Source organism: Janthinobacterium sp. (assembly GCF_031995485.1).
Taxonomy (GTDB): domain Bacteria; phylum Pseudomonadota; class Gammaproteobacteria; order Burkholderiales; family Burkholderiaceae_D; genus Janthinobacterium.
The window spans coordinates 12,565-33,248 of sequence record NZ_DAMAGB010000013.1 but is presented as its reverse complement, the minus strand read 5'-3'; the positions used below and the strand labels follow the sequence as shown (position 1 = coordinate 33,248).

Annotated in this window: 15 protein-coding genes; 3 read left to right on the top strand and 12 right to left on the bottom strand. The window is 64.2% G+C overall.

Annotation, left to right across the window (positions count from 1 at the left end; all coding sequences use genetic code 11):
• Positions 1-32 precede the first annotated feature (32 nt).
• Positions 33-2,390 (top strand): DNA topoisomerase IV subunit A, encoded by a 2,358-nt coding sequence (gene parC, locus RTQ46_RS10430; protein WP_312436381.1) that lies wholly within the window; start codon positions 33-35, stop codon positions 2,388-2,390.
• A 313-nt stretch (positions 2,391-2,703) separates the two neighbouring features.
• On the top strand, positions 2,704-2,919 hold the full coding sequence (locus RTQ46_RS10425) for a helix-turn-helix transcriptional regulator (protein ID WP_312436380.1): 216 nt from the start codon (positions 2,704-2,706) through the stop codon (positions 2,917-2,919).
• A gap of 18 nt (positions 2,920-2,937) precedes the next feature.
• Here RTQ46_RS10425 and RTQ46_RS10420 read toward each other — a convergent pair whose 3' ends face one another.
• From RTQ46_RS10420 to RTQ46_RS10375, 10 genes are all read right to left on the bottom strand, one after another.
• The gene (locus tag RTQ46_RS10420) at positions 2,938-3,276 is read right to left on the bottom strand and encodes a hypothetical protein (protein WP_312436379.1); all 339 of its coding nucleotides are present in this window, start codon (positions 3,274-3,276) and stop codon (positions 2,938-2,940) included.
• A gap of 13 nt (positions 3,277-3,289) precedes the next feature.
• Entirely contained in the window at positions 3,290-5,341 is a 2,052-nt protein-coding gene (locus tag RTQ46_RS10415) for a M43 family zinc metalloprotease (protein WP_312436378.1), read from the bottom strand.
• A gap of 170 nt (positions 5,342-5,511) precedes the next feature.
• Positions 5,512-5,979, bottom strand: a complete 468-nt coding sequence (locus tag RTQ46_RS10410) for a hypothetical protein (RefSeq protein WP_312436376.1) — start codon at positions 5,977-5,979, stop codon at positions 5,512-5,514.
• Between the two features lie 216 nt (positions 5,980-6,195).
• Positions 6,196-7,407: an acetate/propionate family kinase gene (locus tag RTQ46_RS10405; RefSeq protein ID WP_312436374.1), complete on the bottom strand. Its 1,212-nt coding sequence runs from the start codon at positions 7,405-7,407 to the stop codon at positions 6,196-6,198.
• The gene (locus RTQ46_RS10400) at positions 7,404-8,813 is read right to left on the bottom strand and encodes a bifunctional enoyl-CoA hydratase/phosphate acetyltransferase (protein WP_312436373.1); all 1,410 of its coding nucleotides are present in this window, start codon (positions 8,811-8,813) and stop codon (positions 7,404-7,406) included. Before RTQ46_RS10400 ends, RTQ46_RS10405 begins: the two co-directional genes overlap by 4 nt.
• 8 nt (positions 8,814-8,821) lie before the next feature.
• Entirely contained in the window at positions 8,822-11,005 is a 2,184-nt protein-coding gene (locus RTQ46_RS10395) for a DUF3141 domain-containing protein (protein WP_312436463.1), read from the bottom strand.
• Positions 11,006-11,141: 136 nt separating this feature from the next.
• Positions 11,142-11,918 (bottom strand): enoyl-ACP reductase FabI, encoded by a 777-nt coding sequence (gene fabI, locus RTQ46_RS10390; RefSeq protein ID WP_312436372.1) that lies wholly within the window; start codon positions 11,916-11,918, stop codon positions 11,142-11,144.
• 10 nt (positions 11,919-11,928) lie between these two features.
• Positions 11,929-12,114 carry a hypothetical protein gene (locus tag RTQ46_RS10385; RefSeq protein ID WP_312436371.1) on the bottom strand — a complete coding sequence of 62 codons (186 nt, stop codon included), beginning with the start codon at positions 12,112-12,114 and terminating at the stop codon, positions 11,929-11,931.
• Positions 12,115-12,322: 208 nt separating this feature from the next.
• On the bottom strand, positions 12,323-12,973 hold the full coding sequence (locus RTQ46_RS10380; protein ID WP_312436369.1) for a hypothetical protein: 651 nt from the start codon (positions 12,971-12,973) through the stop codon (positions 12,323-12,325).
• 6 nt (positions 12,974-12,979) lie between these two features.
• Positions 12,980-14,404, bottom strand: a complete 1,425-nt coding sequence (locus RTQ46_RS10375; RefSeq protein ID WP_312436367.1) for a M64 family metallopeptidase — start codon at positions 14,402-14,404, stop codon at positions 12,980-12,982.
• A gap of 170 nt (positions 14,405-14,574) precedes the next feature.
• On the opposite strand from RTQ46_RS10375, the gene RTQ46_RS10370 reads away from it, so the two are divergent.
• Positions 14,575-16,563: an ATP-binding protein gene (locus RTQ46_RS10370; RefSeq protein WP_312436366.1), complete on the top strand. Its 1,989-nt coding sequence runs from the start codon at positions 14,575-14,577 to the stop codon at positions 16,561-16,563.
• 3 nt (positions 16,564-16,566) lie between these two features.
• Here RTQ46_RS10370 and RTQ46_RS10365 read toward each other — a convergent pair whose 3' ends face one another.
• Both RTQ46_RS10365 and RTQ46_RS10360 read right to left on the bottom strand, forming a co-directional pair.
• On the bottom strand, positions 16,567-17,754 hold the full coding sequence (locus RTQ46_RS10365) for a cyanophycinase (protein ID WP_312436462.1): 1,188 nt from the start codon (positions 17,752-17,754) through the stop codon (positions 16,567-16,569).
• A 140-nt stretch (positions 17,755-17,894) separates the two neighbouring features.
• Positions 17,895-20,678 carry a TonB-dependent receptor gene (locus RTQ46_RS10360; protein WP_312436365.1) on the bottom strand — a complete coding sequence of 928 codons (2,784 nt, stop codon included), beginning with the start codon at positions 20,676-20,678 and terminating at the stop codon, positions 17,895-17,897.
• Positions 20,679-20,684: the final 6 nt, after the last annotated feature.

Here is a 20,684-nt window from a genome sequence, read left to right as displayed (position 1 = left end):
CAACGCAACCATTCAACATTGAAGCCTGCACCATGTCCACACAAACGAATTTATTTGACGATCCCCAGCCCGAACCGACCGAACCCGATGCGCCGGTGGTGTTCGACGGCGAAGCACTGACCCTGTCCACCTTTGCCGAGCGCGCCTATCTCGACTACGCCATCTCGGTGGTCAAGGGCCGTGCCCTGCCCGACGTCTGCGACGGCCAGAAGCCGGTGCAGCGCCGCATCCTGTACGCGATGAATGAACTGGGCCTGAACGCCACCGCCAAGCCGCGCAAGTCGGCCGCCGTGGTCGGCGACGTGCTGGGCAAACTGCATCCGCACGGCGACCAGTCGGTGTACGACGCGCTGGTGCGCATGGCGCAGGACTTTTCGCTGCGCTATCCGCTGATCGACGGCCAGGGCAACTTCGGCTCGCGCGACGGCGACGGCGCCGCCGCCATGCGTTACACGGAAGCGCGCCTGACGCCGATCGCCAAGCTGCTGATGGACGAAATCGGCATGGGCACGGTGGACTTCCAGCCCAACTACGATGGTTCGACGGAAGAGCCGAAGCTGCTGCCGGCGCGCCTGCCGATGGTGCTGCTCAATGGCGCCTCCGGCATCGCCGTGGGGCTGGCCACCGAGATCCCGTCGCACAACCTGGCGGAAGTGGCCAAGGCGGCGGTGGCGCTGATCCGCGATCCGAAGATGACGCACGCCGAGCTGATGACCTTTATTCCCGGCCCGGACTTTCCGGGCGGCGGCCAGATCATCACCCCGGCCACGCAGATCCAGGACATGTATGCGAGCGGGCGTGGCAGCATGAAAGTGCGCGCACGCTGGAAGATCGAAGAGCTGGCGCGCGGCCAGTGGCAGGCGGTCGTCACCGAACTGCCGCCCGGCACCTCGTCGCAAAAGGTGCTCGAAGAGATCGAAGAGCTGACCAATCCGAAAATCAAGCTGGGCAAGAAAGCGCTGTCGCCAGAACAGGTGGCGCTGAAAGCGATGGTCCTCAATTCGCTCGACACCATTCGCGACGAATCGGGCCGCGCCGCGCCGGTGCGCCTGGTGTTCGAACCGAAGTCGAAAAACCAGGACCAGACCGAATTCATGCTGATGCTGCTGGCGCATACCTCGCTCGAATCGTCGACCTCGATCAACCTGGTGATGATCGGCGGCGACGGCCGTCCGCGCCAGAAAGGGCTGGGCGACATCCTGCGCGAATGGATCGCCTTCCGTTTCGAAACCGTCACGCGCCGCACCGGCTACAAGCTGGGCAAGGTGCGTGACCGCATCCATATCCTGGAAGGCCGTGAAGCGATCCTGCTCAATATCGACAAGGTCATTTCCATCATCCGCAATTCGGACGAACCGAAGGCGGCGCTGATCGAGGCGTTCAGCCTGTCCGAGCGCCAGGCCGACGATATCCTGGAAATCCGCCTGCGCCAGCTGGCGCGCCTGGAAACGATCAAGATCCAGCAGGAGCTGGCCGAGCTGCGCAAGGAAGAAAAGTCGCTGCAGGACCTGCTCGACAACCCGGGCTCGATGAAGCGCGCCATCATCCGCGAGATCGAAGCGGACGCCAGGCAGTTCGGCGATGCGCGCCGCACGCTGATCGAAGAAGCCCAGAAAGCCGTGGCCGAACAGAAGGTGGTCGATGAAGCGGTCACCGTCATCATTTCCGAAAAAGGCTGGGTGCGCGCGCGCACCGGCATCGGCCACGACGCGGCCCAGTTCACGTTCAAGGCCGGCGACGCGCTGCATGGCGCGTTCGAATGCCGCACGGTCGACACCCTGCTCGGCTTCGGCAACAACGGCAAGATCTATTCGGTGCCCGTATCCGCGCTGCCCAACGCACGCGGCGACGGCGTGCCGATCACGACCTTGTGCGACATGAGCGGCGGCACGCCCGGCAACGCCGTGCGCATCCTGCACTACTTTGCAGGCAATGGCGCCACCAGCCTGCTGCTGGCCACCAGCGCCGGCTACGGCTTCGTGGCCAAGGCAGGCGACATGGTCAGCCGGCTGAAAGGCGGCAAGTCCTTCATCACGCTGGACGACGGCGACGTGCCGCTCGAACCGAAAGTCATCCTCGATGCAGCCAGCGCCGTGGCCTGCGTAACCGAGGGCGCGCGCCTGCTGGTATTTGGCCTGGACGAAATGAAAATCCTGACCAAGGGCGGCACCGGCGTCAAGCTGATCGAACTGGAAGGCAAGGACAAGCTGCTGGCCGTGCAGCCGATCACCCAGCGCGGCGTGACCGTGTCCGGCATCGGCCGCGGCGCCAAGCCGCAGGATCTGCCGCTGGTGGCCAGCGGCCTGGCCGAGCATTTCGGCAAGCGCGCGAAGAAAGGCAAGGCGCTGGCGTCGAAGCTGAAGCCGGCCAAGATGACCGCCATCGGCTGATCGTCATCACGTGGCTCGCGTAGGTCCCGCAGGTCGGATTAGCGCGCAAGCGCGTAATCCGACAACACCGCTGGCCGCGTTAACAATGCTGTCGGAGTACGGCCTGCGGCCTGATCCGACCTACGCGGCATTCGCAGATCGGGTAATTTTTACCCCGCAGCAACCACTGGGGTCGGACCCTGAGGGTCCGACCCCAGACCTTGCCGTTGGGTTTATTGCACCTCATTCAAATAATTTTGCATATTGACCGCCGTTCCCCGTTATCCCTGCATGGCATGCATCGGCATGCCTGCACAATGACAGGAGAACCGGCATGGCCATCGCAGTTGCAAGCACTTCCCCATGCAGCCTTACCCCGGCCGAACGGCAGGTCGCCATCATGGCGGCCAACGGCGCGCCGTATAAAACCATCGCAAAGATGCTGGGCAAGTCGCCAGCTACCGTACGCAACCAGTTGCACGCCGTGTACCAGAAGCTGGACGTGGCAAACCGCACGGCGCTGGCATACAAGCTGCGCGTGGCAAGCTGACCGAAAGGTTTCGGTGCGTCAATGCCTGGCCAGCTTCAGTATTTCAGGCGTGGCCTCGATCACTTCAATCACGCGCTGCGGCACGCTGGCCATTTCGTCCATCAGGGCGTAGCGGTTGCTGCCCACGGCTTTCAGCTGTCCCGTCGGCCTGGTGGCCAGCGGCCTGTCATCGGGGCCGGGCATCAGCGTCGTCAGCTGGCCGTCCGCGCCAAACTCCAGGGTTTCGCGGCCGCGCCTCGCCGGTGGAAAAGCAAAGGCGTGGGTGGGACGATAAACCAGCACGCCAGCTTCATCTTCCTCAAAGGAATGGGTCCAGCTGCCCGCAACGGGCAGCGTGTGTTGCGCCGATAATGTCATCTTGTCCTCCCTGTCAGAATTGCGCGATCATGCCACCCAGGTCTTCAAGGCCATCGCCGGACGGCGACCATGCCGTGCCATCACAGGCCTTGTGGCACAGCGCGCCGTTGGTGCCGGTGACGAACACGTCGAGGCGGTCAGGTCCCCAGCTGACGGCGCGCGGGCGCGAGGTGCAGACGCCGCCCAGGCGTTCAAAACCATCCGGTGAAGGCGCCCATGCGGCGCCGTCCCAGGCCTTGTGGTACAGCGCGCTGTCGGTACCGATCACGAACACGTCGAGCCGGTTGTGCGCCCACGATACCGCTTCCACCTCGCCCACGCAGACGCCGCCCAGGCGCTCGAAGCCATCCATCGACGGCCCCCATTGCGCGCCATCCCACCACTTGTGATACAGCGCGCCATCGGTGCCAACGACGAACACGTCGAGGCGGTTCGCGCCCCAGGCCACCGCTTTTGGCGACGACAGGCACACGCCGCCGAGCCGTTCATAACCGGCCAGCGCCGTTCCCCAGGCGGCGCCATCCCACCACTTGTGGTACAGCGCGCGGTCAGTGCCGATAACGAACACGTCGAGGCGGTCCGGCCCCCACGATACCGCTTCCGGCTGTCCCAGGCAAACGCCGCCCATGGCATCGAAGCCGGTCAGCGACGGTCCCCACGCCGTGCCACCCCACCATTTGTGATACAGCGCGCGGTCGGTACCGACGACAAACACGTCGAGGCGGTTCGCTCCCCAGCTGACTGCCCGCGGCTCGCCCGTGCACAAGCCGCCCAGCGCTTCAAAACCGGTATCGGACGGCCCCCAGGCCGAGCCGTTCCACCACTTGTGGTACAGCGCGCTGTCGGTGCCGGTGACAAAAATATCGAGCCGGCCGGGTCCCCAGGCCACCGCCTGCGGCGCGCTGGTGCAGATGCCGCCCTGTGCCTCGAAGCCCGTGACGGACGGCTGCCAGGCCGCGCCATCCCAGGCCTTGTGATACAGCGCGCGGTCGGTGCCCAGCACAAAAATGTCGAGCCGGTCCGCGCCCCATGCCACCACGGGCGAGGAGTTCTGGCGCGGCGTGGCGCCGGTCCCGCCGCCACCGCCGCCTGTGCCGATGGCCGCGCGCGGACCATCGAGACAGGCCTGCATGCGCGTCACCTGGCCTTCTGTAAACATGAACATGGCCGGATCGTCGACATAATCCATGTAGTTCATGAACATGTCGCCATCCGGACCATTGTTGCACGACACTTGCGGAAACGATGGCTGGCCCGTATTCGGACCGCCCTGGTTCGGCGTGTCGTCCACATTGTCGGTGCCGGCGCAGCCGGTGCCGTCGTCGCCCCAGATATGGTTCAGGTTCAGCCAGTGTCCCACTTCATGCGTGGCCGTGCGGCCCAGGTGAAATGGCGGCGCGGCCGTGCCGATGGTGCCGAACGCCGACTGCAGGATCACGACGCCGTCGGTGTCATCGGGGCCGCCGGGGAACTGCGCATAGCCGAGCAGGCCGCCACCGAGCTGGCAGGCCCAGATATTGAGGTAGGACGCAGCCGGCCACGCATCGAGCCCGCCTGTTGCGTGCGACTTGACGGCGTCGTCCGCGCCAAACGACGTCACGCTGGTCTGGCGCCGCTCGATGCCGCTGGTCGGCGTGCCGTCGGGCGCCACGGTCGCCAGCGCGAATTCGACGCGCGCGTCGGCCGTGAACGGCAGGAATGGCGCTGGCGTACTGTCGACATCGGAGTTGGTGCGGCGGAAATCGCGGTTCAGCACCTCGATCTGGCTGGCGATCTGTTCGTCGGAGATATTCTGCGCGGCCGTATTCCATACCACATGCACCACCACGGGAATATGCGTCACGCCCGTGCGGCCCACCATGCCACGGCCTTCCTGGTACAGCAGCGCCATGTTTTCGATATCGTCGCGTACGCGTGCGTAGGCGGGGCTGTCGTTCAGCAGGCGGCGGTGCACGTCCATGGTAGCGCAGCGGCGCACCTGCGGCGTCGCGGGCGCCGGCCCGCCACCGCCGCCACCGTTGCCATCGCCGTCGTCCGGCATGTGTTTCGTGTTCGAGGTGCGCATGATATTTCCCTTTCAGTCAGTCAGGAAAATCACTATGGCATGGCGAATAGGGGGGGATTTGACCAGCATCAAGACTGGCATGGACTGCCGGCGAAAGGCACGGACGAAAAAAAAGACAGCCGAAGCTGTCTTTCATGCTGCAGGAGTGGCCTGCAGGCGGGAACTACGAATTACTTGGCTGCAGCAGCTTTGACTTCCGCGTCAGCCTTGGCTTTCACTTCCGCGGTTTTGGTTGCGGCAACGGCTTTGTCAGCGTTCGCTTCGACTTTTTCCTTGGCCAGTTTTTCGTCCGCTTTCACGGCCGCTTTATGGGCTTTGGCGTCGGCTTTGGCGGCTTTCTTGTCAGCCTTGGCCTGTTCTTTCATTTTATCTTCCGCATCGGCGTCAACGACATTGTCGTGTGCCTTGGCTTTGGTTTTGGCGGCCTTGTTGCTGGCGTCAGCTTTCTTTTCGTCAGCCTTGGCTTGTGCCTTGGCGACGTCTTCGTTAGCGTCGGCAGCGACTTTGGCTTCCTTGTTGACAGCCTTGTTCACGTCTTTTTGTGCGGAGTTCTGTGCGTTGGCAACTGGGGCCGTGGTTTGAGCCATGGCAGCGGTAGCAAATACGGTAGCGATCAGAGCGGCGAGTAATTTGTTCATGATGTGACCTTTCAATATGGTTTAAATTATTCTTACTAAAGGCGGGCAAAATGTTCAAAATTTGCCAGGCACTGCGCTGGTTTCTGTTGAAACACCGCAGTGGCATGACTTCATAGTAGAGATAAATCAAAAACCAGACAGTGCGCTAGCGCACCCAAGAGAGAAAACTATGCAAACAGGCAATTGCTCTCCATCGGGTACGATATCGCCGCCACCTTATGACAGCACCGCCTTCGCCGCATGGCGCGCCGCCACCCACTCTTCATTGGCCGGCTCCACGCCCACCACGATGCGGCTCTCCGGCGTGGAAATCACGCTGGCGTTGCCCGCATTGGCCTCGCCATCGAGCTCCGGGCCGACGAAACGCAGTTCATCGCAGATGCGCTGGCGCAGCACGGCGCTGTGCTCGCCGATCCCGGCCGTAAATACCAGCATGTCCAGCCCGCCGAGCACCGCCGTCAGCGCGCCGATCTCGCGCACGATGCGGCGCACGTACAGCGCCAGCGCGGCACGGATGCGCTCGCCGGTTGCGTCATCGCGGTCCTCCTGCGCCAGCAGCACGGGAGGATCGGCCGACACGCCCGAAATGCCCAGCAGGCCCGACTCGTGGTACAGCACATGCGCCACTTTTTCCAGCGACAGCTTTTCGATTTCCATCAGGTAGATCACGGCGCCCGGATCGAGCGCGCCGCAGCGCGTGCCCATCATCAGCCCGTCGAGCGCGGAAAAGCCCATGGTGGTGCCGACGCTGGCCAGGTTCTCCATCGCGCACAGGCTGGCGCCGCTGCCCAGGTGGGCCACGATCACCTTGCCGCGCGCAATGCTGCCAAAGCGCTGCTCCAGCACCAGCGACTGGTATTCGTACGACAGGCCATGGAAACCATAGCGGCGCAGTCCCCGCTCCCAGGCGTCGTAGGGCAGCGCCAGCATCTGCTCGACCTGCGGCACCGTGTGGTGAAACGCCGTGTCGAAGCACGCCACCTGGGCGATATCGGGGCGCGATTCGAGCAGCACCTCGATCGCCTCCAGCGCGAACGGCTGGTGCAGCGGCGCCAGCGGCACATAGGCCTTCAGGTCCGCCAGCACGGCGGCGTCGATCAGCACCGGCGCAAAATACTTGCTGCCGCCATGCACCACGCGGTGCGCCACCGCGTGCAGCCGCCGCCCCGCCAGCTGCGCCACCACTTTTTCGCGGATATGCGCGAGCGCCTCGTGGTGCGCCTGCTCCTGGGCGAACACCAGCGTTTCAGGGGGCAGGCCGCCGGCCCGGTAAATGGTTTTTTCACGGCCGATGCCTTCGACCTTGCCGCTCCATTCGGGCTGCTGCGCCACGCCGCCGTCATTCGCCGCAAACAGCGCGAACTTGATGCTCGACGAGCCGCAGTTGAGCACCAGGATCAGCGCGCCGTCGGTGTGATGGTCGCTCATGGCGGCGTGCTCCGGTAGTGGCTGGCCAGCAGCACGGCCAGCGCGCACGAGGCGATGCGGCTGGCGCGCGAGTCGGCGCGGCTGGTGAGAATAATGGGAATCTTCGCGCCCAGCACGATGCCGGCGGTATCGGCGTCGCCCATGTATTCGAGCTGCTTGGCCAGCATATTGCCGCTTTCCAGGTCCGGCACCAGCAGGATATCGGCGCGTCCGGCCACCTCGGACACGATGCCCTTGACGGTGGCCGCCGCGATCGACACGGCGTTATCGAACGCCAGCGGGCCGTCGAGGATAGCGCCCGTGATCTGGCCACGGTCGGCCATCTTGCACAGGGCGGCCGCGTCCAAGGTGGCCGGCATGGCCGGATTCACCGTTTCCACCGCGGCCAGGATCGCCACGCGTGGGCAGGCCACGCCGATCACGTGCGCCAGGTCGATCGCGTTGCGCACGATGTCGGCCTTGATTTCCAGGGTCGGCACGATATTGACGGCGGCGTCAGTGATGATGAACGGGCGCGGATAGGCCGGCGTCTGCATCAAAAAGCAGTGGCTGACGCGCCGCTTGGTGCGCAGGCCCGCAGTGGCCACCAGCACGGCCGACATCAGTTCGTCCGTATGCAGGCTGCCCTTCATCAGCGCTTCCACTTCGCCCTTGCCGGCCAGTTCGGCGCCGCGCGCGGCGGCCGCATGGCTGTGCTCGACGTCGTCGATGGCGATGGCTTCCAGGCTCAGGCCCGCAGCGGCGGCCACCGCTTCCAGGCGCGCACGCGGCGCCACCAGGATCGGCGTGATCAGGCCGGCCGCATGCGCGTCAAGCGCGCCGGCCAGGCTCAGTTCGTCGCACGGGTGCACCACCGCCACCTTGATCGGACCCTTGCTGCGCGCCTGCTCCACCAGGCGGCGCGTGCCGTCGCCATTGTGCAGCCGCACTTCCGGCAGGGTGGCGCGCGTGCGCTCTATCTGCTCGGCCGGTGCAATCACTTCGGCCACGCCATCGAGCACGATCTCGCCATGCTGGTTGACGCAGCGGCAGGCCAGCGTCACCTTGCGCGTGGCCGCTTCGCGCTCGGTGACGGTGACGCCGATATCGAGCGTGTCGCCGACGCGCACCGGCAGCAAAAAGCGCAAGGTCTGGCCCGTATAGACGGTGCCGGCGCCGGGCAGGCGCGTGCCCAGCACGGCCGAGATCAGGGCCGCGCCCCACATGCCGTGCGCGATCACGCCCTGGTAGCGCGACGAGGCGCCAAATTCGGCGTCCAGGTGCTGCGGATTGTCGTCGCCCGACATCACGGCAAACAGCGCGATATCGTCGGCGCTCAGGGTGCGCTGGATGCTGGCGCTGTCGCCGATGGCGATCTGCTCGAAGATGCGGTTGCGCACGATATTCAATTCATTGGTTGTCGTCATCTGATCCTTCATGCGGTAGCTGCGGATATGGCCGGCGCCTTGCCGGACACTGCGTGTTTCTTTTCGGCCTGGCTGGCTGCGGCGCGGCCGAACACGTCCAGCATCTGCGCCAGGCTGTCCTGCTCGTCCGGGGTGGGTGCGTCGAACATCGCGGTCACCTGTTCCAGGCCGGCGGCCATCTCGCGCACCGCCTGCGGGTGGGCGCGCGACAGCAGCACGGGGATGGCCGCCATCGTGGCATCGGCATCGTGCTGCATCAATCGCGCCTGGCGGCGCAGGATGGCGCGAAAATCATCCATGCGCAGGCCCTGTTCAAACAGCGGCTGCAGCAGTTTCAGGGTCAGGTTGAAGCGGCGCTCGTCGGCCGCCGCACGGAAGCGGTGGATGAAGAACAGCGCGCGCACGCCCGCCTCCACCAGCCCGCCCTGGTACACCTCGTCATCGAGCGCCAGTGCCGCACTGCTTGCCAGCGCGCTGTGTTCAGCCGTGATGCCGGGATGGGGGCGCGGCGCCACGCCGGCCCCCTGCCCCGCCAGTGCCTGCAGCAGCGGATTGCCGTAGACCAGGTCGAAGGTCTGTTCGGTGGCCGTGTCGCGCCAGTCGCGCCAGCTGTTCAGGCCCGCCGTGATGGCGGTGGAAAATGCCTGCTGCATCGCCAGCAGCGGATTGTCGGCCGCCACCGGCGCGCGCCGGGCGCGTACCTTGTCCGCTTCCTTTGCCACCAGTTTGGCCAGCGGGTTGCGGTCGTTCCAGCGCTCGTACGACATGCGCAGCGGGTGCATCAGTTCGAGCATGCGTGCCGATTGCGGCGTCACCACGGCGCGCACCCACGGCTGCATGAAGTTGCGGTACAGCGACAGGTTCACTTCCGAGATGCGCGCGGCGGTGGCGAACTTGCGGTCGCTTGCTTCATCCGGCTGCACGATGGCGCGCACATCGTCCACGCTGCGGTGTTCGACCGACAGCACATAGTCGCCGCTGGCCAGGTCCGCGTTGGGCGTGTCGGCCGTCTTGTCGACGATCTTCGCTTCATACACGCCGGCCGGCAGCAGGTTGATCAGGTCGATATTGCTGGCGAATTTCTGGTGTTCCTTGTGGCCCACCTTGCCGGAGACGAAAATGCCCAGATGGCCGATGCTGTCGTGCACGGAATAGACGATGGTCTGGTCGTGCAGCCGCACTTCGTCATCGTCGCGGTACAGGTCCGTGATCCAGCCCAACGCCTGCGGCGGCGGCGTGATGTTGTCGCCGTTCGAGCAGAACACGACGATCGGCGAGCGGATATTGCGCAGGTCCAGGCGCACGCCCTCGGAGGTGATCAGCTGGGCGGTCGCCAGGCGGTTGCCGATAAACAGATTGTCGACGATGTACTGCATCTCGACGGCGTTCAGGAACACATGGCCGCCCCAGTATTTTTCAAATTCCAGGTAGCGCGGCGCTTCCGTGTCGATGTTGGCATACAGGTTGTACTGCTTGCTCCAGTGGGTATTGGCCGGATTGAGCTTTTCGAAATTCTGCACCAGGTTGGCGCCGTCGAAGTGGCCGTTGCCGAGGTCGCCCGCCAGCGCGGTGGCCCAGCTGCCGCCCATCATGCCGCCCGAATAGCGCATCGGATTGCGGCCATGCCAGCCGGCCCAGTACGAGACGGGCGCGCCGGCCACAATAATCGGGCCAAACAGGTCCGGACGCATGGCGGCGGTCATCAATATCTGCCAGCCGGCCTGGCAGTTGCCGATCACGGCAGGTTTACCTCCGCTGTGCGGATGCAGGGCGATGACTTTTTCCAGGAACGCGACCTCCGCATGCATCACGTCTTCCACCGTCTGGCCCGGCACGGGGTCGGGCAGGAAGCCGACGAAGTAGCACGGATGGCCGGCGCGCAGCGCCACGCCGATCTCGCTCTCGGGCTTGAAGCCGCCGATGCCGGGACCGTGGCCGGCGCGCGGATCGACCACCACGAACGGGCGTTTCGATGGATCGGGTTCGGGCAGGTCCGGCGCCAGGATGCGCACCAGGCCATAGTTGACGGGGCGCGGCAGGTCCGCGCCCGTCATCACGATGGCGGCCGGAAAATCGAGCACGTTCGGTATGTCTTCGACCAGGTGTTCCTGGTACTGGTTGCCGCGCTTGCGCATCACGTCCGCGTACAGCACGATGCGCTGCCACGAGTCGCGCGCGTAGTCGCCCAGCATGCCCAGCGAAGGCACGCCACCGGTGGCGAAAAATGGTGAGGCTGGTGTTTTCATGGGTATCCTTTATTGATGCTTTCAGCGTTGCTTGACATTGCCGTGCCCGGCCAGCTGGCCAGGCAGATGCTGCTGCAATCGATTAGTTGAGGATGTTGTAGCCGCCGTCGACATACAGCGTGCCGCCCGTGATCGAGCGTGCGCCGTCGCCGGCCAGGAAGGCGCACAGGGCGCCGACGTCATCGATGCTGGCCAGGCGGCGCATCGGCGAGCGCGCTTCGGCGTCGGCCAGCAGGCGGTCGAAATGGGCGATGCCGGAGGCGGCCCGCGTGGCCAGCGGCCCCGGTGAAATCGCATTGACGCGGATGCCGGCCGGACCGAGTTCGGCCGCCAGGTAGCGCACCGACGCTTCCAGCGCGGCTTTGACGGGACCCATCAGGCCGTAATCGGCGATCACCTCTTCGGCGCCAAGGTAGGTCATCGCCATCAGGCTGCCGCCCTGTTTCATCAGCGGCTCGGCCAGTTTCGCCATGCGCATGAACGAGTGGCACGAGATATCCATCGCCTGCGCAAAACCGTCGGCCGAGCTGTCCGTCACGCGGCCGTGCAGGTCCTGTTTCGGCGCAAACGCGATCGAGTGCACCAGGAAATCGAGGCCGCCCCACTGCCGTTCGATCTGCGCGAACAGCGCGTCAAGCTGGCCCGGCACGGACACGTCGAGCGGCGCCGTGATGGCCGCACCCAGCTGCTGCGCCAGCGGCTCCACATGCGGGCGCGCCTTGTCGTTCAGCCAGGTCAGCGCCAGATCCGCACCGGCCGCACGCAAGGACCGCGCGCAGCCCCAGGCGATGCTCTGGTCATTGGCGATGCCGACCACCAGGCCGCGTTTTCCCTGCAAACCGAATAGTGGCTGTGTCATATGCCTGCCCTCACGGTCGCTGCGGCAGCAGCGCCGGCCACGGCGTGGCGGCGCTGATGCAGCGCGGGGCGCCGGTATTGAGCTTGCGGGCACAGGTAGCCAGGGTGACGCTGCCGATGCAGGCATACGGCAGCAAAATGGGCGTGTGGGGATTGAGTTGGTCGAACGCGCCAGGCGCGCTGTCGTGCATCTTCATGTCTGTGGCTTTTCCGTCTGGGTTCCAAAAATTGGCAACAGCTTGACGGTGCGTCCGGAAGGCATGGTGCGCACGGTCAAGATACCTTGATACGGGGCAACTATAACGGCGTTTGCGGCAATGCAACATTGATCTGAATCAAATTCTACCGCAATACCATGACCGTGCCATGACAGTGCGCCTATTGTGCGGCGCACTGTCCAACGCACTAATTGAGTATCAGATCGATGTCTTCCGATATATTCGACAATTCAGGCTCCGGGCTGTTATTCAGTATCCATGCCACCAGCCTGCCGTGTTCGACGATTTCCTTTCTTGAATAGACCAGGGTGAAATACTCCATGCGCTCCATCTGATCTTCCGGCACCGGGCGATTGCGCTGGTTTTCGGGAACATCCTCGAAATAATAGCGCGATGTGTTTAGCGCCGGATATTTCTCCAGCAAGTAAGCATCGAGTTTATAGGGGCTACCATCGTGGCTGCGACTGCGGCTGAACAGATCGTCGCGCGATATGCCCGTGATCTGCAGGCTCCTGACCGTGTCTTTCAACTGCGCATATCCCTGTTTGGTGGTGGCAAACTCGCCACTGACAATTTCCTCGCCCTGCTGCATTTTTCGAATCACGGCAAGGCGCACATGGTCGCCGTGGATTTCGGTGACCTTGAATACGAAATACTGATTTTCCATGCTCTGGCTGCCGTTATGCCCGCGGCGCTTGCTGAACACAAAGCTCCCCAGTTTCAACGCATGTTCAGGCGTGGCAATCGCTTTTTTCCACAAGTACGGGTCCACCACCATGCGCTTGATGGCATACACGGCGATCAGGGCGACAATCGCGATTATCAGTATTTTTTTCATGGCGGCTCAGCGCTTCGGTGTGCCGGCATACAGGTCGATAATGGTGCTGATGCCGTCCTGGCAGACCGAGCAGAAGGTCTCGCTGCGGTCGAACATGATGCACTGCATCTCGGGGCGGTAGTAGCCGGTCGATTCGTAGTTGGCGCCTTCGAACGCGCCCACCGCATGGCGCTGCGGCGCCTTGGAAAACAGCTGCTCCGTGTGCGCCAGGTCGGCTTTGAACAGCGCGCTCATTTCGCTTTCCGGGCGGTTGGCCGCGCGCAGGGCGGCGCGTTGCTTCTGGTATTCGCGTGCATGCTCGTCATAGACTTCCTTGGGCCATGGCGTGGGTAGCGGCGTGCCGGCCTTCACATGGCTTTTCCATTTCAGCCTGGCCGGGTCGCGCAGCGCGGTGGCGTTTGGCTCCCACGGTTCCTGGCGTTCGCCATTCGACTGGTAGGCCACCGGCGAAGTGTAGTACTCGTCGGCCAGGCCCGCAAAATGGTGGCCGAATTCGTGCACGAACAGGTAGTTGGCCCAGTCGTTATTGGCCGCCGCCGTACTGAACTGGCCGAAGATGCCGCCGCCGCCATAGGTGTCGTTGTTGACGAGGATTTCGATGAATTCATATGGGGCATACTGCGCCAGGTCGCGCAGCGCACGGTTGTCGGTGGTCAGTACATAGCGCTCGCTGCCGAAAATATCGTAGCGCGTGCCCAGCGGCGAGGCGTGATGCACGCCGGTCGAAGGACGCGACACGCCCGACTCCCGGGTCGGCGCGGCCATGGCCCACACATTGAAGTCCTGCGCCCGCTCGCGGAATGGCGAGACGGTAAACAGATGGTCGGCCAGCTTGCGCGCCGTTGCTTCAAACTTGCCCATTTCGGCCGCCGTATAGCCGTCGCCCAGGATCAGCAGATCGACCTTGTCGGGCGAGGCGCCGCTGACGCGGATCGGGATCGGCCTGACGGGTGCCGACGGCTGCTGGCGGATCACGTCCTGCGCCTTCGGGTCGACATCGGTGGACCAGACGATGGAAAACAGGCCGCGCTCGTCGCGCTTCAATATGCGCACGCGCACCGGCTGCTCGGGCTGCGGAAAGCGCACCGATTCCTGGAACGCGCGGGTGGTGGTTTTCGCTTCGTCGGTACTGCTCCATTCGCCGAAGATGGTGGAAAAGCCGCGCGAATACAGCAGCTTGCCCGTCTTGATGTCGACCACTTCCACCATGTTCACGCCACGGTTGCTGTCGTCGACGGTGCGCGCCATATTGCCCGGCCACGGCAAGGGCTCGACCAGCACGCGCTCGACCGCATAGTGCTCGCCCAGCACATTGCCGCTGTGCTGGTAGTCGAGGCGCATGGTGGCCGGCTGCGCCGCCTGCGCTGCGGGAACGATGCAGGCGGCCAGCGCCAGCGCGGAGAGGAAAGATCGGATGAAAGTGGGCTGCATGGCATTCCTGAAGACGGAGTTGGACACGGCAAACGGCAATCGTTCGCTGCGGCACATTGTAGCGACAAAGGCGGCGGTTTTGATTGAAGAGCTTGCTACAATTGCAGGGCGATGGCCCGGTTTCAGGCCGTTTGATACTGAAAGGTAATGATGTGAAGCAAACGGACTTGTTGAATACCTCACCCCTGCCCGGCTTTCTCGACGGCGGCGGCGACATGGGTGCGCTGATGCGCCAGCACGACTGGGCCTCCCACCCAATGGGCGTGCCCGAACACTGGCCGTCGCTGCTCAAATCGACGCTGCGCCTGCTGTTGACCAGCAATCACCCGATGTTCATCTGGTGGGACGACGACTTGTACCAGTTCTACAACGACGCCTACCGGCGCACGCTGGGACCGGAGCGCCAGCAGGCGGCCCTGGGCCAGCGCGGACGCGACTGCTGGACCGAGGCCTGGCACATCATCGGTCCCGAGATCGACTACGTCATGGCCGGCAAGGGTGCGACCTGGCATGAAAATGCGCTGGTGCCCGTGATCCGCCACGGCAAGCACGAAGATGTGTACTGGACCTACGGCTACAGCCCGATACAGGACGAAGATCGGGTGCAGGGCGTGCTGGTAGTCTGCACCGACGTCACCGAGGAAATCCGCATTCGCGAAGGCATGAAGCAATCGTATGCGGCGGTGATCGATTCGATGGACGAAGGGCTGGCAGTGATCCAGATTATCGTCGACGACGCCGGCGCGCCCGTCGACTACCTGTTTTTGGAAGTCAATCCGGCGTTCGAACGGCAGACCGGCCTGGTCGACGCGCTCGGCAAGACCGCCAGGCAACTGGTGCCGAACCTGGAGGAGCGCTGGTTCCAGATCTACGGCAAGGTGGGGCTGACGGGCGAACCGATCCGCTTCATGGAAGGCTCGGAGCCGATGAACCGCTGGTTCGACGTCTACGCCATCCGCGTCGGGCCGGCGGCCGACAAAAAGGTCGCGCTGATGTTTCGCGACGTGAGCGAGCGCACGCGCACCGAACAGGCGCTGCGCGAAGCGGACCGGCGCAAGGACGAATTCCTGGCCATGCTGGCGCATGAATTGCGCAATCCGCTGGCGCCGATTTCGGCGGCGGCCAACCTGCTGCAGCTGGCCAGCACCGACCCGGCCCGGGTGCAGCAGGCCAGCGCCGTGATCGGCCGCCAGGTGCGCCATATCAGTGGCCTGATCGACGACCTGCTCGATGTGTCGCGCGTCACGCGCGGCATGATACCGCTGGTTAAAGTGCGCACCGATATCAAGCGCGTGATGGCCGACGCGATCGAGCAGGTGCGCCCGCTGATCGAAAGCCGCGGCCACCGCCTGACCGTGCAGACGCCGGCCGCCTCGGCGCTGGTTTCGGGCGACCCGAAACGGCTGGTGCAGGTCGTCGCCAACCTGCTCAACAACGCAGCCAAGTACACGCCGCATGGCGGCGATATAGCGCTCAATCTCGATGTCGATGGCGAGCATGTCCGGCTGGCCGTGATCGACAACGGCATCGGCATGACGGCCAGGGTGCTCGAACACGCGTTCGACCTGTTCGTGCAGGCCGAGCGCGAAACCGACCGCTCGCAAGGTGGCCTGGGGATCGGCCTGGCGCTGGTGAAAAGCCTGGTGGAGCTGCATGGTGGCGAGGTAGCGGCCTGCAGCGATGGCCTGGGCCTGGGCAGCCGCTTCACGATTTGCCTGCCGCATCTGCAGGAAGAGGAGGAGCGAACTGCCTTGCAGGCGGCAGCCAGGCAGGAGCGCGCAGCCGGCTGGGCGGCGCTTCAGGTGATGGTAGTCGACGATAACGTCGATGCGGCCGAGATGCTGGCCATGTTCCTGGAGACCACGGGGCACCAGGTGGCCATCGAACACCATGCGCTGGAGGTCATCGAACGCGCGCAGGCGGCGCCGCCCGATGTCTTCCTGCTCGATATCGGCCTGCCCGACCTGGACGGCTATGCGCTGGCGCGCCAGATCCGCGCCGTACCAAAGCTGGCCGGCGCGGTGCTGGTGGCGATTACCGGCTATGGCGACGAGCAGGCCAGGCAGGAGGCCAGCGCGGCCGGCTTCGACCATCACTTCGTCAAGCCGATCGAGACCGCCAGGCTGATGGAACTGCTCGATACCCTCGCTATATCCTGAGTCTTATTTGTAGCGGTACAAAGGCTGGCGCAGCTGGATCGGACGGATATCGAGGCGCAGCTTCAGCACCGAATAGGCTTCCGCTTCGGTCGAGCTGTAGCCAACGCTGTTGACGGTCTTGCTGAACCTGAACTCGAAACCGAGGTCTGGATACGGGTCGCGCGGATTGCCGAAGGCGATGCCGATCGCTTCCTGCTGGGCGTTGTCGATCAGGTTGCCCATCAGGTCGAGCACCGCGTTATTGCCCAGGATATCGTTGGTAAACACCGGTTCGCGCATGTCGGGCTGGTTCGGATCGAGCTTGTTGTCGGCCTTGTCCGGCGACGGCGTGAATGCCTTGGTGATCAGATTGAATTTGTCGCCCCGGTCCAGGTAGCTGATGGCCGCATTGCTGATATTGAAGTTCTTCACGCCACGGTCGCTGATGGCGCCGGACAGGTCGATCAGCAGCGCGCCGCTGTAGCCGATCACTTCCACTTCACGTTTGGCGTCGACGATCATGGCGCTGTTTTCATCGATGCCAAGGCCGATGTGATAGCCCTTTTTCAGCATCACGGGAATCATGCGCGCAAAGCGTCCGCGCACCAGCAAGTGCTGGTCGACAAACACGTCGCTGCCGATAAAGCCGAGGCCCGGCGCGATCTCGCGGCCGTCCGTCACCCCCATTTTCAGCATGTCGAGCACCGGGCGCGCGTCGTAGAACATGGTGGTGCTCATGATGGCGGCGCCCGCGCTGGAACCGGCGATCACGCCGCCATTGCGGTACACCGACCAGATGGCCTCCAGTGCCGCCGTGCGGCTGCCGTCCGGGCGCAGCAGCGCCTGCGTGATGCGGCCCTGGTCGCCGCCGGCAAAATAGATACCGCTGGCCGACTTGATCTGGGTGACGATGGCCGGATCTTCGGCCGCCTTGCGGTAGTCGCTGTTGGCCAGCTTCACGCCCAGCGGCACAAAGAAGGCATCGGCGCCATACTGATTGAGCTTGGCCATGATGCTGGCGCCCGATTTTTCGGGATTGATCGAAGCGGACGCCATCACGGCGATGCGCGCGCCCTTGCCGCCGGCCAGATCGACGATGCGCTGCCACACTTCCGCATTGTCGGCGCGCAGGCCGCCGCCGATGATCACCAGCGTGCCTTGCGGTGCATTGGCGGGGACGGCTGGCGCGGGGGCGGCCAGCACGGCCTGCATGCCGGTGACGGCCAGCGCCACCGTCAGCACAAAGGCGGTGCACATTTTTTGAAACGGGATTGCGATGGGTTTCATGATGCCTTTCAAATGCCTGGAAAACGGCGCGCGCAGCACGCGCGCCGCAAACTGCAACTGCCTTGTTATTTGAAACTGTAGTTTGCGCTGGCATAAAAACGCCGGCCGCGCGGATCCGTATAACTCGGATCATAGCCCGAGATAAAGAAATACGCCTGATTCGAATAGGGCGGGCTGGTGTTGAACAGATTCTGTATGCCCGCGCGCAGCTTGAACTGCTTGCTGACGGCATAGGCGCCGGACATGTCCCAGATCGTGTAGGCCTTGACCCGGTTGGCCGCCACCACGCTGCCATCATCGATATTGATGGCCGAGTTCTGGTCGCGGTAGCCGGTCGAATAGGTGTTCGACAGGCTGGCCGAGTACGGACCCAGGTCCCAGTCCAGGGTGATCGTATGGCGCCAGCGCTGCACCACGCCGTCGGTGACGAAGGTATTGAGATTGCTGATATACGAGTCGCCAGGGCTGGTCTGGATTTTCGAGGCCAGCACATAGGTGCCGCTCAGGTGCCCGCCAAAACGTCCCCACGCCGTTTTCACGCCGTGCAGGTCCGCCGTCAGGTCGATGCCCGAGGCTTTCTGCGCGCCGCGGTTTTCCTTGCGCAGTTCGATATAGTCGATCAGGCCATCTTCATCGCGGTGCACCAGCTCGCCGTATTTTTCCAGGTTGGCCAGGATGATATCGTCGCCGATCTCGCTGATCAGGTTGGTGCGCTTGATGTTCCAGTAATCCGCACTGAAGGTCCAGTTCTTGCTCGGTTCGAGCACCAGGCCGGCCGAAAACTGGCGGCTGCGCTCTGGTTTGAGCTTGTCGTTGCTGTAGCGCCGCGTATCCCAGTTGTCGGCGCAGACGGAATAGTCATTGCCTTCTTCGGCGCAGTAGACCGGATCGGGCAGGGTCGCCGTGCTGCTGTAGACGGTAGGACGGTGCAGGTCCGACATCGACGGCGCGCGGAAGCCCTTGCCGGCCGAGGCGCGCATCAGCACCTGCTTGTTCGGCATGAAGGTGAGACCGATCTTCGGACTCAGGGCGCCGCCCACCTGCTGGTAATGGTCGTAGCGGCCGGACAATTGCGCCTGCCACTGCTTGGTGAACGGCAGCAGCAGCTCGCTGTAGATGGCCTGCACGTTGCGGCTGTCGCTGGTGGCCACGCCGCCTTCGGGCGCCGCGTCGTTGTTGATATTGTCGCTCATCAGCAGCGCCGAAGGACGAAACTCGGTGCGCTCGCGCCGCACTTCGCCACCCACCGCCAGCGCCAGGTCGCCGCCACCCATCGCGGTCAAGGCGCGCGAGACCTTGAAGTCGAGCGAATCCATGGTGCCGCGCGCATGGCGCACTTCGTCGTTGACCTGGATGCTGTCGAGCAGTGCCTTGCCTTCCGCACTGGACGGGCCGAACGGATTGATGCGGCCGTCCGCGATGCCTTCGAGCAGCTGGTCGTACAGCACATAGCCGTGCGTGTCGCGGTCCTTGACCACGTTGACGCTGTGGTTCAGGCCCACGTCGTAGTCCCAGCCGGCCACGGTGCCGGTGGCGCCCACCACATAGCGCTGGCTTTCGCTGGTCAGCTCGCTGGTGCGCATGCCCGCTTCATTGAGGCGCATGCGCAGTTCCAGTTCGCTGCCCACCGGTTCGCCGTCCTCGTCGAGCGCGGTATCGAAACCGGCATTGGCCAGCTGGGGAACGCGGCTCGCATCGAGATAGCCGATTACGCGCGCCGACGAGCCCACGTAATAGGTGCGCGAGCGGCTCAATGCCGCTTCCGCATACAGCTGGTGATCGTTGTTGATCTTGAACACGCCGCGCGTGAGCAGGTTCTGCTTGTCCGACTTCGGATACAGCTCGGTGTCGCCCATGTAGTCATAGGTACAGCCATCGACGCCGCCGGTGCCGTTCGGCAGGTACAGATTGGCCGGCGGCGCGCAGTTCGGGATCGCGAAGTTGATCTGGCGGTTCGTGACCGGCTGGCCGTTGAGCAAAAAGCCGTTGTCCTGCAGGTGCGTGCGCTGGGCGCTGGTCAGGCGGATATTGGCCGGGCTGGTAAAGCTCGACAGCAAGTGGCCGAGGCGCTGCGGTATCTGCAGGTTCGGGATGAACTTGCGCTGCGAGGTGCTGAGGCGGTCGGTCTTCTGCAAGTCCAGCACGGCGAACACATTGTAGCCGTCAGTCTCCACATTGCCGAAGCCGGCCGTGATGCTGGCCGTGCGCTTGCCGGCGCCGCCTTCGTCGGTGCGGCTGCCATACACGTTCAGGTCCACGCCCTGGTAATCCTTGCGCGTGATGAAGTTGATCACGCCGCCGATGGCGTCGGTGCCGTACAGCGCGGAGGCGCCGTCGAGCAGCACTTCCACGCGCTGCAGCGCGGCGGCCGGAATATTGTTCAGGTCCACCCCCGTGTCGTCGCCGGGCGAGGCGAAGTTGGCCATGCGCCGGCCATTGAGCAGCACCAGCGTCGACGAGGTGCCCACGCCGCGCAGGTTGGCGCTGTTGAAGCCGCGCTGGTCGCCGCCCACGTTGATGCTGGCGCCATCGGTCAGGCCGCCCACGTTGGCCGACACGCGCGCCATCAGTTCGGCCGCCGTCGTCACGCCGGCCTTTTCGATATCGGCGCGCGTGATCACCTGCACCGGCAGCGCGGTTTCCGATTCGAGCCGCTTGATGGCCGAGCCGGTGATTTCCACGCGGCGCAAGGCCGGATCGATGTCGTTTTCCAGCGTTTGCGCCAGTGCGTTGGTGCCCAGCATTCCCAGCGCCGCCGTCACGCCCAGCATGCCCAGCGCCAGGCGCACCGAGCGTGCCAGCTCGGATTCGCGCGGCAGGCTGCGCTTGCCTTGATGTTCTACTTGCATATGTAT